The organism is Terasakiispira papahanaumokuakeensis, from assembly GCF_001709345.1.
GTDB lineage: Bacteria > Pseudomonadota > Gammaproteobacteria > Pseudomonadales > Halomonadaceae > Terasakiispira > Terasakiispira papahanaumokuakeensis.
In genome coordinates this window covers 140,312-156,032 of the sequence record NZ_MDTQ01000001.1, presented here as the reverse complement: position 1 = coordinate 156,032, position 15,721 = coordinate 140,312, and the positions used below count along the sequence as shown (strand labels likewise).

Here is a 15,721-nt window from a genome sequence, read left to right as displayed (position 1 = left end):
TCATCTCATCGACATAGAAGGTTGAGTGACGAATCGCCCCCATCACCGCATCGATCGCGATCAGCAGAAGCGGACTGAAGAGCGGCCCGTTCATCACGCAAGAGATTGGGATGAGCTTGGGCCGTGGTACGCATAATCGTCAGCGCCCAGGCCGGTAAATCCGGGTGAATGCGGTAATACACCCATTTGCCGCGACGCTGATCTTGCACCACACCACATTGACGTAAATCTCTTAGATGCCGAGAGGTCCTGGGTTGGTCCAGCATCATGGCGCTCATCAAATCACAGACACACGCCTCTTCAACCTGATCAATCAATAACAACAATTTGAGGCGTGAAAGATCAGATAAACACTTAAATAAAGTGACAGCTTCCATAGTCAGTCCAACGTTTCTCTTGCAGTCCAGTATTCAAAGACCCAACGCTCCTGATATTCAAAATATCTCAGCACTCAACAATCACATTCAAAATAATACATATGTAATTATTCACATATTTAAAGGCAACACAAATGATGTTTTGATGACAGCAACTCGGACTTATAGCTTCATCAGGTATGTCGTCATGAGATATGTCGTCATGAGATATGTCCTCATGAGGCCCCAGCTCAGATACAAAGGTCAGGCTAAGCTTTAATTCACCATCATTGATCCTGCTTTAACATCATCAATGCACCCACGATCAAGGCATTCATGCCTTGCGAAAACTCAGCTTCCACCTCAGCCTCATCGGCTTGGCGAGCCTCTTCGCTCTCCCATGGATAAAGCGCATCAGCGACAGCAATGCAATGAAAGGCCACGGTCGAGAGTAACCGGCGCGCCTGATCCTGAGACAACCCATAAACATCAGCGACCTGCTGCTGATGCGCCATGATTTTGTCACTGATATGGGAGGTCGATGCCGATCGACGCAATAAATAAGGCGTAAGCCCAGGGTGAGCAGTCACCAGGTCCCGCAGCGCACCGACAAACCGTTCGAGATATTCTTTGAGCTCAATCCCGTCTTCACTCGATATCGCAGGGGCCTCCCAACGTAAAAAAATGGCTTCTGCCACCAAGGTCTTGAGCGCTTTAAGACTGGGCACATGCTTATACAACGCCATATGACTGACCCCCATTTCGGCGGCGAGTCCGACAAAGGTGATGTTCAGCAACCCCATATCAATACCCGCTTGGGCAATCCGTTCCCGAGTAATCGTGGGGGGGCGCCCTCTTGACGCTGTTTTTTGCACAGGTTCCATGATGATTCTCTCAACAAGCCAACGGCTATGAAAACGCGTTGAGCGCGTGCCGTCAAATTAGTTTATACAGTTGCAACTAAATAGATTTTATTCTAATGTTTGCGACCAATTATCATTTGCAGCGTAAAAAAAGAATGAACACGCGAACGCAGGGCGAGCCCGCCACAAAAACCACAGACAACCGCCTAGCGGTTGCCGCCATCAACAGGCGTATGGCATACCTGTTGATTGGGCTATGCGGCGTCTCTTTGATGCTGGGCGCTCATACCATTGCTTGGGCCGATTTAAGCATCGGATCGGGAGAGGCTTGGCTCATGCTCACCGCCAGTCGTTTGCCTCGACTGGTGGCCATTCTGTTAACCGGTATTGGATTAGCCGTCTCCGGCGTCATCCTGCAGCAGATGGTGCAAAACCGTTTCGTAGAGCCGGGCACCTCCGGCGGGTTAGATGCCGCCAAGCTGGGGATTTTGATCGCACTAACGCAGATCCCAACAGCGGGAAAAATCGGGCAGATGTTATTGGCGTTGGCCTTTTGCTTGGCCACAAGTCTGGTTTACATCGCCATCATCCGTCGCATCCAGTTTAAAAACACCACCTTAGTGCCGGTGATTGGCCTGATGTACGGCGGCCTGCTCAGCGCCTGTGCCGAATTCTACGCCTATCAATACAACATCATGCAGAGCATGCAAGGCTGGCTACTGGGCGATTTTTCCAAAGTCGTGCAAGGTCAGTACGAAGTCATCTATCTGATTTTGCCGATCGTGGCCGTGACCTACCTCTATGCCCACCGTTTCACCGTTATGGGGATGGGAGAAGAAACGGCGAAGAGCCTGGGCTTAGGTTATACCACCACTGCGGCGATGGGGCTTATGCTGGTCGCCATCACGGTCTCCGTCACCGTGATCAGCGTCGGGGCCATCTATTTCGTTGGTTTGGTGATTCCTAATCTTGTCGCCCTGCACTATGGCGACAACCTTCGACACACACTGCCCACCGTCGCCCTGGGAGGCGCCTTGCTGTTATTGGCCTGCGATATTGTCGGCCGCTTGCTGGTCTATCCCTTTGAAGTACCGATTGGCCTCACGGCGGGCGCTATCGGCGGCGCTATTTTCCTGGCATTGATTCTGCGAGGAGACCAGCGCTAATGCTTTATTCAGACAAGCTCGATTCAAACAGACACAACTCAAACAGGCACTACACCCAAAAACTCTCATGCTTGCTGCTGCTCATCGTGGCGCTCTCGCTGATACTGCTACTGGCAGGGTCTGGGCTGGATGTCGACTACATTATCCCGAAACGCTTCGCCCGACTGACCGCCATTATCATCGGCAGTCTATGTGTGGCCTTGTCTTCCATCATCTTTCAAACACTGGTGAACAATCGCATTTTGACACCGGCCATTATGGGCTATGAAGCCGTCTATCTGATGTGGCAAGCCCTCTTGCTACTGACGCTAGGCACTCATGGATTGGCAATGCTCGGCACTGGCGGCAATTTTTTCATCTCACTTGCCCTCATGCTGGTGTATTCATGGCTCCTCCAGCGCTGGTTACTTGGCCAAGCCAGACCAGACCTTTACCGGCTGCTGCTCATAGGGCTGGTGCTGACCATGGTGATCAGCACCTTCACCCAGTTTGTACAGCTGCGTATCGATCCTGGTGAATTTGCCGTCCTCCAAGGGCTTAGCTACGCCTCTTTTACTCGAGCCAATACCGACACGCTGCTGTATTCGATTATTGCTGTCACTCTGGTCTGCGTGATCGGCTACAAGTATTGGCCGGAGCTGGATGCCCTCACCCTGGGACAAGCCCAAGCGACATCCCTGGGGGTCAATACGACCCAGCTCATGCGGCTTTACTTGGCTTTGATCGCCATTTTGGTCTCCGTGTCGACCAGCCTCATCGGGCCCACCGCTTTCCTCGGGATCTTTGTTGCCAACATCACCTATGCCCTATCTGCCAGCCGTAAGCATCGCCTGACGCTGCCCATGGGCTGTGCCATTGCAATGACGCTGTTTCTTGTCGCTCAGCTTCTGGTCGAGCATGTCTTTAACTACAGAACGACGGTCACCATCCTGATCAATCTGGTCTGCGGGGCCTATTTCCTGATGCTGATCGTCCGGACGAGAGGCACCCTATGATCTCAGTTCGAAATCTTTCCAAGTACTATGGTGCACGCCAAGTATTGTCTGCGACCAGTCATGACTTCCCGCCGGGCCAGATCACTTCAGTGATTGGCCCTAATGGCGCAGGCAAGTCGACGTTACTCATGCTGATGGCGCGACTCCTCGAACCGAGCCAAGGTCAGGTGTTACTGGGCCAAGACGACGCGACCTTAATGCCGATTAACCAGTATGCCCAAAACGTCGCGACGCTGAGGCAATCTCCGGGGCTCAATATGCGTCTCACGGTGGCAGAATTGGTGGCCTTTGGACGCTTCCCCTACAGTCGCGGCTCACTGACTCAAGACGATCATCGAATGATCGATGAAGCCCTCAATTTTTTATCTCTCGCCCCTTTGCGCCACGCCTATCTCGATGAAATCAGCGGCGGCCAACGGCAGCTCGCCTTCCTGGCCATGACCATCGCGCAGCAAACTTCCGTGCTGTTGTTGGATGAGCCGCTCAATAATCTCGATATGAAGCATGCCGTACACATCATGCAGTCATTAAGGCGTCTATGTGATGAGCAGGGGCGCACGGTGATTCTGGTGATCCATGATGTGAATTTCGCCGCCAACTACTCCGATCACATTCTGGCCTTAAAGGCAGGAGAAGTTCAGTTCAGTGGCAGTACCCATGACACCATCGATGAGTCATTACTTCGGGACTTATACGAATTGGACTTTGAAATTATGAACAACAAACGCGGCTGCGTTTGTGATTACTTCACGCCACGCCTCGGAGCATCACAATGAAATGGAGTAAGCATATCCGAACATTCGGACTACTCACGCTCGCGGTCGTTTTGAGTCTACCAGGATGCCAGCAATCCGCGGAAGATCAGGCCGTCACCACCTCAGAGTCCCTCGATACGCCTATCGTGATTCAACATCAGCTAGGCACCACCACTCTGACTCAGCGCCCCCATCGAGTGGCGGTGCTCGATATGAACGAAGCCGACTTTCTCGATCAACTCAATGTGCCGATTGCCGGTATGACGAAAGATTATGTCCCGCATTTTTTGGAAGGCTACAAAACCGATGAAGCGGTTAAGGACCTCGGTGCCATCACCCAACCGAATCTTGAGCGCATCTATACACTCAAACCTGATCTGATACTGATGACATCGCTGCAGGCCAATCACTATGACGCCTTATCCGAGATCGCACCGACGTTGCACTTTGATATTAACTATCGAGACAGTGAAAGCGGTCATATCCAGGCAGTGAAGCAGCACCTTCAGGATCTCGGACATATCTTTAATAAAGAAGCACTGGCCCAGCAAAAAATCGCGGAACTAGAGGCCAAAGTGGCTCAGGCTCGCCATATCACCGAGGGTCGGCCGGAGAAAGCGCTCATAGTGATGCACAACAACGGCGCTTTCAGTTCATTTGGTGTTCAGTCACGCTATGGATTTGTTTTTGAGGCGCTCGGTGTGCAGCCCGCCAGCACTGACGAGGAAAGCAGTTTGCATGGGCAGCCGATCACCAGCGAATTTATCCATCAAGCTAATCCGGACATCATTTACATCATCGACCGTACCGCCGTCATGGAGCGCCGTCCGGTGATCACGTCAACACAAATCAGCAACCCTCTCTTACGCCAAACCCGGGCTTGGAAACATGGACATGTGGTGTTTGTCGATGCCGATGCCTGGTACATCACAGCCGCCAGTCTAACGTCACTCAACATTGTGATCGACGAGGTCATAAGCGGCTATCAACACTAAACCCACTCAATTGCATTTTCTTCAAGTTTAAGCCGGTTTAACACCTGAAAGGGCCACTCTGTTTGTCTTTCAAGGATAAACGGAGCCAGTCCAATGCGGCCTTATGTCAGGACAAGACAGTGTCAGAACAATACAATGACAGGGCAATACAATGAAAAGTAAACCTCATTCATCCCGCTTCCACCCACAGTCATCGACCACAAACACCCGCGTCATACCGGTTGAAAAGCCTAAATCAACCGCGATGACCTTATCGTTTATCCTGGGGTTATCCGCCACCACTTCTCTTTATTATGCCCCCGCTGCGGCGGCCGATCAGTCCAACGCCGAGTCAGTCGAGTCGCTCGATACTGTCACCGTGACCGGACAAGCCGAGGCAGGCATCAAACCTTATGCAGGCGGTCAGATCGCCTCCGGCGGCCGTATGGGCATGATGGGCGATCGCGACTTTATGGATACGCCCTTTAACACCATCAGCTATACCGAGCAGTACATTAAGGATCGTCAAGCACAAGACATCACTGGCGTTATCGCCGCCACAGACCCATCTGTATTCAATAGTGGCGTCACCGGGGAAAACCTGGAGAGCTACTCGATACGGGGCTTTAGTAGCGATATTGGTGATGTCACCTTCGATGGCATGTTTGGTATTGCACCTTACTACCGCAGCTCTCCAGAGATGTTCGAGCGTATTGAAGTCCTCAAAGGACCATCGTCTCTCCTCAACGGTATGCCGCCCAATGGCTCTGTCGGCGGTTCAATCAACCTGGTCCCTAAACGGGCACAAGATGAACCGACCGCCCAAGTCACCGGCACCTATATGTCGGAATCTCAAATCGGCGCACATCTCGATTTAGGGCGTCGCTTTGGCGATCACAACCAATTTGGTGTGCGCTTTAATGGCGTTTATCGCGATGGGGAAACCTCCATCAAACGACAAGATAAAGAAGTGCAGATGGCTGCCTTAGCACTCGATTGGCGTGGCGAGAATGCACGCCTTTCTGCCGACCTTTATGCCAGCAAAGACAACGTAGATGGTGCAACACGCGGCATCACCCTTGCCCCAGGCATTGATCTACCCAAGGTGCCAGATGCGGACACCTTATTAAACCCGGAGTGGGGCTTTAACCATTCAAAAGACAAGGGTGCCATGATCCGCGGTGAGCTCGATATCAGTGACAACCTCACTGCCTATGCCGCTGTAGGGGCCAGCGATACACGCTTTCGCTCTACCAACTCATCAGTGGCTCAGATCATTAATGCCCAAGGGGATTACCGCAATAATCTCGGCGATGTTGGCGATAAAGCAGATCGTTCATCAGGCGAAACAGGGCTGAGAAGTCAATTCCAAACAGGCGGGATCGACCATAAGCTGGTCATCAATATCAAATACTATAAAGAAGATTATAGCCTGAATGCTCGCCGAGGTGTGTTGAACGAGGATTGGATCACCAACCTCTATGATCCCGTTTGGGCCCCTCGCGATACCCCTTACAGTGTCCAGCCCATTACCGACACTGAAACACGCCTGACCAGTTACGGGATCGCGGATACCTTGTCATTGGCCGACGGCCGTTTTCAGCTCACACTGGGCGCACGTCACCAAAATGTCTTTCAGAAAAGCGCCATGGCCGCGACGGGCATGACCTTGAGTCGCTATGATGAAAGCGCCGTTACGCCCGCTGCCGCTGCGTTATTTAAAGCCACCGAGACGGTCTCACTCTACGCCAACTACATTGAAGGGCTCAGTCAAGGCGCCACCGCCCCTAATACGGCAGAGAATGCGGGGGAAATATTCGAGCCTTTCAAAACCAAACAATATGAAGCGGGCCTCAAAATAGATATGGGTGATTTTGCCCACACCCTCAGTGTGTATGAAATCAAGCGTCCCAGTAGCTATACCGACCCCGTCACGAATATCTTCAGTTCAGGCGGTGAGCAACGTAACCGTGGGGCTGAGTGGTCCTTCTTTGGGCGTGCGCTCGACAACCTCCGGTTAATGGGTGGGGTAGCTTATATCGATGCCGAATTGACCCAAACCGCTGACGGCATCAATCAAGGCAACCAAGCACCAGGCATTCCAAAATGGACGGGTAAGCTAGGCGTCGAATGGGACATCTCTGCATTACCTGGACTCACCATGACCGGTAATGCCACCTCCATATCCAAACAATACGTGGCTGATGACAATGACCTCGCCCTGCCTGGCCGAACGCTTTACAACCTCGGGGCCCGTTACGCCATGGACCTTTCAAACCACGCGCTTATTTGGCGACTGGATATCAAAAACCTCACCGACAAACAGTATTGGGCGGCGGCTCATTATTCAGCATTAGCGGTCGGCGCACCCCGAACGGTCATGCTGTCCGCCACGATGGGATTCTGAGCCTTCTCAGGCACTAAACCCACGCCTTGGCGAGGCCCCGCAATACTCAGATGAAAGTATTGCGGAGGCCTTTTCCGCATCACCTCAACGCCCAGGACTGCAAGTCCAAGCCAATATAGGGTAAGCCGCCTCTTATGAATCATGATTTATTCAACCCCTCCCCGGATACAGGGCTGATTAAGGCACTCAAGCCCGCACTGCCGATGCTGGCCGCTGGCACCCTAGCTTCAGCCCTAGCCGGCGTGTCGACACTGGCCACCTTGTGGTGCCTGATACAACTGATCACAACGCCCGACCTTCTCTGGATGGGTTGGGCCACGATGTTGTCACTGGTCAGTGCCGTACTGCTCGCACTGGCCTCATGGTATTCTCATCATGCCGAAGCCCAAGTCGCTGCCCGCCTGCGTCGGCAAGTGGCACGACGGCTCGCTCGGCTGCCATCAAGCAGCCTCAGCCGCTGGGATGAGAAATCCTTACGCGGTCTGCTATCAAACGATATTGCATCGCTCCACCATCTGCTGGCACACCTACCAGCAGAGATCACGACCTTTATCATCTCACCGCTGGTCTCCCTATTATTTTTGGTTTCAATGGCAGGCCCACTCGCCCTGCTGGCCTTACTCCCGGGCCTTTTGGCATCGCTTTATTACTTGTGGTGGATGCCTAAAGTGTCAGCCCGATATGGCACCCAAAGAGTGGAGATCATGTCGAACATCGTGACCGCCGTCGACGAGTATGTGCGGGGTATCCGCGTGAATCGCCTTTATGGGGCTCAATCAGGCGCCCTGTCGAATTACCACCGCGCGACCCGTGACTTTACTCGCGAGCTGTTGGGCTGGGTGAAAAAAGTCGTCACGGCCGCATCAGTCGCCGGGGCACTTCTTCAAGCCGTGGCCACTTTCGCGATTGCGTATAGCGTAACCTACACACAAGGCCCCACAGCCATCACGGCAGCACTTCTCTTTGGTTTAGCCATCGTGACACCGGTCCTGAGACTGGGCCACGGGCTGGATTATATGAGAGCGGGTAAAGCAGCCGCTGATCGGCTCAACAACTTCTTCCGCGAGCCCATTTTACCCTGCGGCGATGTCAACATCACCCTCGCCGCCCAGCCCTCTCTACAGCCACTTGAGTTAAATGATCTCACCTTGATGATTAACGGTCGAGCCATCGTCATCAGCGGCCACCATCAGTTTATCCCGGGCACTCTGACTATCATCACAGGCCCCAGCGGCGCCGGGAAAACAACACTGATTCATGCCCTGGCAGGTTTGGAGCCGATACACGCAGGTCGCATTCAATTATCGGGTACGGCACTGTCACAACTCGATGAGCACACCCGCCATCAATCACTACAACTGCTCCCTCAGAGCGCCCCGGTACTGCCCATCAGTATTAGAGAGAACTTAATGCTGACGGCAGCACCTGAGTCAACCGATGAACAACTTCGATCCGCCTTGGCGCAAGTACAGCTCTCCCAGTCGCTCGACGCTCAAGCCTCCTCTTTATCGGGTGGTGAAAAACAGCGCTTGGGGTTAGCCCGCATCCTGCTCTCAAGCGCGCCGATTCTTCTGCTTGATGAGCCCACCAGTGCCTTGGATCAGGCTACCGCCAAACCGCTGATCGAAACCTTAAAGCACACGGCTCATGCACAGGGCAAAACAGTCATTGCCATCACCCATGACCCAGCATTGAGCGCTGCCGCCGACGACCATTTGGTGCTTTCAAACCCGGTTGAATCAGGCACCAGCCAAGCGGGTACGACCCAAACAAGTACGACCCAAGCGGGCAATATGCAATCGGGCCATACCGAATAAAGGTTCTGTTATGAAGCGTTCACTATTGAATGACAGCCCCTCACAGCATGAACTGCTGTCATCGTTCTCGCGTCACCGTTTGATCATGATCAGTGTCGGGTGGGTCCTGGTCGCTGCGTTAGAAGCCACGACCTACACCGCTTTGGCATGGGCCATTGTGTTTGAGCAATCACCGACCATCGTACTGATCTTTGCAGGTCTATCCATTGGCGTGACCATTGGGGTATCACGGGCCGGTTACTTGTGCGGCGCGCAGCTTGCGGGCAATCTCTACGACACACTGGGCGATGCATTGGCGCGGGCCAAGTTATCTTGGTTCTCGGCTGAACACCGTGCTGAAGTAACGCTACTCGCGGGACAAGGTATTCCTGGCTTTATGAGTATTCCCGCCCACCAATTACAAACCTTATTGCATGCCCCTTTCATCCCTTTGTTTCTGATGGTCGGCATAGTTGTCGTGGCGGGTTGGCAAGTCATGCTAGGGGCTATCGTGCTACTCATCGCGGCACTCACGATGCAATATTGGGCACAAAAGGCGCTACAAAAAGCCGATGCGCAACGCCACACTCACGACCGGCAGACGGCTCAACTCACACAAGAGTTTAGCGAAAACCTGCAGTTACTCAGAACCTGTGCAGGCCCTCAGGGTGCAAGCGAACGCTTAGAACAACAGTGGACCCGCCAAGAGCAATCAGTACGTCAGACTCACTTCAGCGCATCGATCATGACGTTCATCTCAGCCTTAGCCAGTGCCTTGCCCCTCGTAGGTTTTGCCTGTTATCTGACCGTCACGACCCCGCTTGAGCCCGCCTTATGGGCAGCGCTCTTAGTCCTGATGACGCGGGCCACCGCCCCATTAGAAGCGATCGCCTTGGCAGGCTTAGGCCTCAACGACCTACGTGCTTCGCTGAAAGACTTACATGTGATCGCAGAGGCACCGACGTTAAACATGCCGACCGCTGCCGCCGCTCAGTCGCCTTCAGGCTATGCGATCACGACCGAGCAGGTGAATCATCAAGGCCTGCATCGTGCAATCAACCTGACAGTGGATGAAGGTGAACGCTTGGTCGTGACCGGCGCAACAGGCAGTGGCAAAAGTACATTGCTTGAACTCTTGATGCGCTTTGATGATCCCGACCATGGACGGATCACACTGGGCGGCGTGCCATTAACGCAAATGACCGAACAGACAATCACTCACCACATGGCTTACGTCGGCCAAGATCCCATCATTTTTACCGGAACACTCGCCGATAACATTCGTATCGGTCACCCTCAAGCCAGCGATCACGAGATCGAACGCGTGGCTCAATCAGCCGCATTAGGCCACTTGCTCGCACAAGACCCATTAGGTATCGATCAAGATGTGGGTTACCAAGGATCGGCACTCTCTGGTGGCGAACGTCAGCGCTTGGCGATTGCCAGAGCCTTGATCAAGCAAGCCTCTATCCTGGTACTCGATGAGGCCACATCGGCCCTAGACAAAACGACAGAAGCCCAAATTGCTGAAATGCTGAGACAACAACCTTCAACACTGATCATTGTGACCCATGGCGACGCTTCCATATGGCATCCGACGCAGACGGTGTCTTTAAGCACATCAGGTGATCATGGCACTTCCAGTGAACATAGAGGCTAATGCGTATAGCGGCTGATGTGTCAAAGTCATAAAAGACCGCCCACTGAGCACGACGACTCAGGTAAAGCTCCAGCCACTTATTGTTGTCAATGATTCTTAGTATCATATAGATTATCAACAATGAGTATAATCAGCGGCTAGAGAGGCAGTCACAATGGTGAATAGCACAGTAGCATATGATTCAGTCGCGCATGATTCAGTCGCGTATGGCACAGAGAAACCTTGCGCGATCGAGGACATGGTGTCTTCTGAGCGCTTCCATTTGGATATCATGACCAATAGCTGGGCTCGCTCAATCAATCATGTCTTCACTGAAGAGACCCATGTCCAGCACGCCCATGAGCCCGGGGTTTATATCTCAATGGTCGGCCAGTGCCAGGGGCAAACACTGAACAAAGGCATGGACTCGCAACGTGATTACAGCCACCAATACATGGTGGCTGTCGTTAACCAATCCTGTATGAGCCAGATGCACTTCACCCGTGACAGTATTTGGCAAACACTGTCCATCATGTTACCGCTTACTCAGGACCTCAAGAAGATACTGCTTCCCTCATTACGGGCTAATTTCAGCCATAAGGTGCCACAAATCAGTCTGGCGGAGCTGGGGGCCGTACCGGATGATATTCACCAATGCTGTGAAGCCGTGTGGCATTGTCCATTCATTGGATTCGAACGTGAGTTGTTTATCAAAGCAAAAGCACAAGAAGCACTCGCCTTATTTTTACATCATCGAAAACAGCCGCCCACCCTATCTCTGACCTCATCAAGACAGGCCCAACTACGTCAGGTTCTCAACCATATAAAAAGCCACTTGGCACAAACATGGACATTACCCGAAGTGGCCAAACTGGCAGGTAGCAATCGCACCTACGTTAAACAGGACATTAAAAATTTAACCGGGAGCTGCTTTCGTGAATGGCTCAAACAGAGTCGACTTGAAGCCGCCTGTCGTCAGTTAGCAGGACGCCACTCGATTACCGAAATAGCCAACAACGTGGGCTTTAAAAGCCAGGCGCACTTTGCCACCTTATTTAAAAGCAAAATGGGGATTACACCACGAGAATACCGCCAATCTTTATCATCGGCTTATCGCGCACAAACCTGAACAGACAAGCCGCCGATGGCCGATCGCGCCAATGATTGTCCATTTCCCAAAATATAATGTCTATTCTCGAAAGTTCCCCACCCACCTGACCGCTACACTGCGACCCTTATATCAGGATTGATCTCACTTGGATCATATTTAATGAAAGCACAGAATACTCCCTGGTTGATGCTGGCCAGCCTCTATATCACTCAATATATTGGCATTGCGTTTATTCTCTCTGCCGCGACGGCCATTTTACGTCAACAGGGCATCGCTCTAGACAAGCTCGCTTTATTAAATCTTGCCGTACTGCCGATGGCCGGCAAAGTGATTTATGCCCCCATCATTGACCGTTATACTTTATCAATCCAAGGACAGTATCGAGGCTGGTTATTAATCGCTCAAACAGGTATGGCACTATTATTAATCATATCGGGTTTTATTGATTTCAAACAGCAATTCAATTTACTACTACTTATATTTGCTTCATATGTCTTGCTGATGAGCATTCAAGATGTCGCTGTCGATGGCCTTTCCTGTAAACTTTTTAATATCAAAACCCGACAATTGGCGAACAGCATCCAGTTTTCGGGCAATCTCATGGGCAATGTGATAGGTGGCGGCATCATCCTGATGCTCTACCCTTGGTTAAACTGGCAGGGCTCACTCTGGCTCCTGGCCAGTTTAACCTGCGTATCCATCTACCAATTGATGCGCTTTAATGAACCTCATCAACTCATGGAAGACAATAGCAATTCCGACCTAGAGCCATCATCATTAAAAAGTGAGTTAATACAGTTCATCACACACCATAAGCCCTGGTTTATACTGCTTTTGCTCTATCCGATCGGGTCAACTGTCGGTTTTGCATTACTCAATCCTTTGCTGGTTGATAGTGGCTGGGCACTCGATGAAATTGGTTTTGTCAGCAAGATTTATGGCTCCATCATTGGGCTATTCTCTGCCGCCATCGCAGCCCCACTGATGACATGGATCGGGCGTGAAAAATCGCTTATTTCATTAATTATTGCGCAAGCGTTTGCCCTCATGATGATGATTCCACTGGCACTGGGGCATACTCAACAATGGCTCGTCTATAGTGCGGTAACGGCGCACTTTTGTTGTTTTCCAGCCTTACTGGTGGTGACCTCAACACTGATGATGGATAAGGCTGCCAAGACATCATATAAAGCCACCTTTTTTACACTTCAATTTAGTTTTGCCTCTGTCTTTGGTTTTGCCTACTCGGCACTCAGCATGACTCTGGCAACCCAGGTTGGATACAGCCTTGTAGTCATCATCGGCTCAGGGCTGACATTAGCGATTGCATTATTAAGTCATTTTATTCTCTTGAAAAATAAAAAGCCTAATCACACCGTGTCTCTTAATCCAATCAAAGACAATATTTAAAATAAAAATAAATAAAATTCACCAATATAACGACATTAAAACGCGGAACCAAATTAACCATGAAATCCTATCAAATATCACGTTCTAATACTTCACTTGCCCGATCAAACTCAATCCATGCCTCGTCACTCACGACACCACCCATTACGTCATTTTCAATCACAACAGCTTCAATCACCACGTCATTCGCTTTAGCCATGACAAGCCTGTTAGCGGTGACATCAGCCCATGCTGACACTTCCAGCGTGGACGATACCCACAAGATGCAACCGCCAGGGCGCCCAGTAGAAGCCAAGCCCATCGTGATTACGGGGGAGAAAATAGACAAGCACTTACAAGATACCGTCAGTGCCATCACGGTGTTCAATGATCAAGCCGTTGCCAACGGAGAATACGATGATGTTAAAGCGCTAGCCACTTCCGCCTCCAATGTGGTGACGGATTCTTTTGGCAACATTGCGATGCGGGGGATTACCGGTAACGGAGCTGCCACTGGCGGCTTGGCATTTATCACCGGTGCTCGCGCCCGAATTGCCACCATCATCGACGGCACGACACAGGATTGGTCAGGTTATAACTTTACCCCTAACACCTTATGGGATATCGAACAGATCGAAGTCTTGCGCGGGCCCCAGTCGACAACTCAGGGGGCAAGCGCCATCGCGGGTGCTTTGGTCGTTAAAACACGAGATCCCAGCTTTGAGAATGAAGCCGCCGTGCGAACGGGGTTAGAACGCTATGACAACGGCAACATGAAATACAATTTGGCCGCCATGTCATCCGGCGCGCTGATGAAAGATGAGCTTGCTTACCGCTTGGCATTTGATGGGAGTACAGGTGAAGGTTGGCTCAACTACCATCAACAAGGGTACGACACGCCCAACCTCAGCCAATCAGAACACCTTAATTTACGAGCAAAGCTACTCTGGGAACCCCTGAATATTCCAGCGTTATCGGCCAAACTCACCACGAACTACCACAAAAACAAAGGTGAGCATGCAAGCTTTGCGAGCAACACACATCAGGGTATGAGAACACAGACGCTGACACTGAACGACACCACGCGCTCACGGATTCAAGACTCCAATGCGAACGATATCGCTGCCGATGTCGAATATGAATTAACACCAAGTTTGATCAACTCTCTACACCTTAGCCACAGCAATGCCGATGTGCATGCTGATGAATATCCAACCTTGTTTAATTATGATATCGACCAGAAAACAACCCGTCTGGAGAACCGTTTACTCATCAACCCTGTACATGCCGAATTAAGTGGTTTATTCGGCCTATTTATTGCCCAAAAAGAAGCGTCATTATCGACTGATCAGGCCCGGCTCAGCACGGATTATACGACATACACCACCGCAGCCTATGGCGAAGCGACCTATGCACTTTCAACACGAACCAAAGCAACACTCGGGCTTCGAGTTGAGCACGAAAGCATTGATAAAGATGGCACCGCTTTCGGACGAGACGATGTCTCACAAAACAGTGATAATACTTATTATTTACCCAAAATCAGTCTGACGCATGAGCTATTCGATAGCACCACGATTGGCGCCTCAATCAAGCAGGGATACAGCCCAGCAGGTTCAGGCATCGACGTCACATCAAATACCGCTTATGACTATGACAGTGAAGAAGTAACGTCATGGGAGCTCAGCAGTAAGAGTCAATTCAGCAATGGCACAACACTGAATAGTAACTTGTTCTATAGCGATTATAACGACTACCAAGCCGCAACCGGCTTCGCTGTTGGTAATGTTAAATCGGCACATACCTTCGGGCTCGAAGTTGAAGCGGCCAGCTGGCTCACTTCAAATATTGAACTCAAAGGATCGATAGGGTTACTGCAAAGCGAAATTGATCAAGATTCACAATATAAAGGCAATGAACTGTCCAGTGCCCCCAAAACCAATCTCGGGCTTGGCTTCTCCCACTACATAGACCATCACTGGTCATATGGCCTTGATGCCCACTATGTCGGAAGCTACTACTCAGACCTAAGCAATAGTCGAGCCTCAAAGGTCGGTGACCACACCATCACCAATGCCCGACTCCAATACAAATGGAACGATATCACCGTTAACGGTTACATCAAAAACCTAACCAACGAAGATGCGGTTTACTTTAGAAGCGGAAGCCTCGCCACCGTTGGACAAACTCGCACGCTGGGAATCAGCTTGTTATATCGAATGTAACATATTCCATTATTTAAATGACTTGCCTAAAAAGGGGCCACTTAG

13 protein-coding genes are annotated in these 15,721 nt (G+C 51.2%); 10 read left to right on the top strand and 3 right to left on the bottom strand.

Annotation, left to right across the window (positions count from 1 at the left end):
* Nucleotides 1-5 precede the first annotated feature (5 nt).
* Nucleotides 6-377 carry a metalloregulator ArsR/SmtB family transcription factor gene (locus BFW38_RS00680; RefSeq protein ID WP_068996656.1) on the bottom strand — a complete coding sequence of 124 codons (372 nt, stop codon included), beginning with the start codon at nt 375-377 and terminating at the stop codon, nt 6-8.
* A 266-nt stretch (nt 378-643) separates the two neighbouring features.
* Entirely contained in the window at nt 644-1,240 is a 597-nt protein-coding gene (locus tag BFW38_RS00675; protein ID WP_068996655.1) for a TetR/AcrR family transcriptional regulator, read from the bottom strand.
* A 95-nt stretch (nt 1,241-1,335) separates the two neighbouring features.
* Between BFW38_RS00675 and BFW38_RS00670 the strand changes: the two genes are divergently transcribed.
* From BFW38_RS00670 to BFW38_RS00630, 9 genes are all read left to right on the top strand, one after another.
* A complete protein-coding gene (locus BFW38_RS00670) occupies nt 1,336-2,385 on the top strand; it encodes an ABC transporter permease (RefSeq protein ID WP_281180341.1) in 1,050 nt (349 codons plus the stop codon).
* Complete coding sequence (locus tag BFW38_RS00665; protein WP_068996654.1) at nt 2,385-3,380, top strand: iron chelate uptake ABC transporter family permease subunit; 996 nt, start codon at nt 2,385-2,387, stop codon at nt 3,378-3,380. Before BFW38_RS00670 ends, BFW38_RS00665 begins: the two co-directional genes overlap by 1 nt.
* The gene (locus BFW38_RS00660) at nt 3,377-4,156 is read left to right on the top strand and encodes an iron ABC transporter ATP-binding protein (RefSeq protein ID WP_068996653.1); all 780 of its coding nucleotides are present in this window, start codon (nt 3,377-3,379) and stop codon (nt 4,154-4,156) included. Before BFW38_RS00665 ends, BFW38_RS00660 begins: the two co-directional genes overlap by 4 nt.
* Nucleotides 4,153-5,130: a siderophore ABC transporter substrate-binding protein gene (locus BFW38_RS00655; RefSeq protein ID WP_068996652.1), complete on the top strand. Its 978-nt coding sequence runs from the start codon at nt 4,153-4,155 to the stop codon at nt 5,128-5,130. The genes BFW38_RS00660 and BFW38_RS00655 overlap by 4 nt, the downstream gene beginning before the upstream one ends.
* Before the next feature lie 151 nt (nt 5,131-5,281).
* Nucleotides 5,282-7,516: a TonB-dependent receptor gene (locus tag BFW38_RS00650; RefSeq protein ID WP_084004367.1), complete on the top strand. Its 2,235-nt coding sequence runs from the start codon at nt 5,282-5,284 to the stop codon at nt 7,514-7,516.
* Between the two features lie 134 nt (nt 7,517-7,650).
* Entirely contained in the window at nt 7,651-9,333 is a 1,683-nt protein-coding gene (locus BFW38_RS00645) for an ATP-binding cassette domain-containing protein (RefSeq protein WP_068996651.1), read from the top strand.
* A gap of 10 nt (nt 9,334-9,343) precedes the next feature.
* Nucleotides 9,344-10,972 (top strand): ATP-binding cassette domain-containing protein, encoded by a 1,629-nt coding sequence (locus BFW38_RS00640; protein ID WP_068996650.1) that lies wholly within the window; start codon nt 9,344-9,346, stop codon nt 10,970-10,972.
* A 238-nt stretch (nt 10,973-11,210) separates the two neighbouring features.
* A complete protein-coding gene (locus BFW38_RS00635; RefSeq protein ID WP_069000110.1) occupies nt 11,211-12,080 on the top strand; it encodes a helix-turn-helix domain-containing protein in 870 nt (289 codons plus the stop codon).
* Nucleotides 12,081-12,221: 141 nt separating this feature from the next.
* Nucleotides 12,222-13,472, top strand: a complete 1,251-nt coding sequence (locus BFW38_RS00630; RefSeq protein ID WP_068996649.1) for an MFS transporter — start codon at nt 12,222-12,224, stop codon at nt 13,470-13,472.
* A 70-nt stretch (nt 13,473-13,542) separates the two neighbouring features.
* Here the strand turns inward: BFW38_RS00630 and BFW38_RS18270 are convergent, their stop codons facing one another.
* Entirely contained in the window at nt 13,543-13,671 is a 129-nt protein-coding gene (locus BFW38_RS18270; RefSeq protein WP_281180340.1) for a hypothetical protein, read from the bottom strand.
* Here BFW38_RS18270 and BFW38_RS00625 point away from each other — a divergent pair.
* A complete protein-coding gene (locus BFW38_RS00625; protein WP_084004365.1) occupies nt 13,670-15,676 on the top strand; it encodes a TonB-dependent receptor in 2,007 nt (668 codons plus the stop codon). The genes BFW38_RS18270 and BFW38_RS00625 overlap by 2 nt on opposite strands.
* Nucleotides 15,677-15,721: the final 45 nt, after the last annotated feature.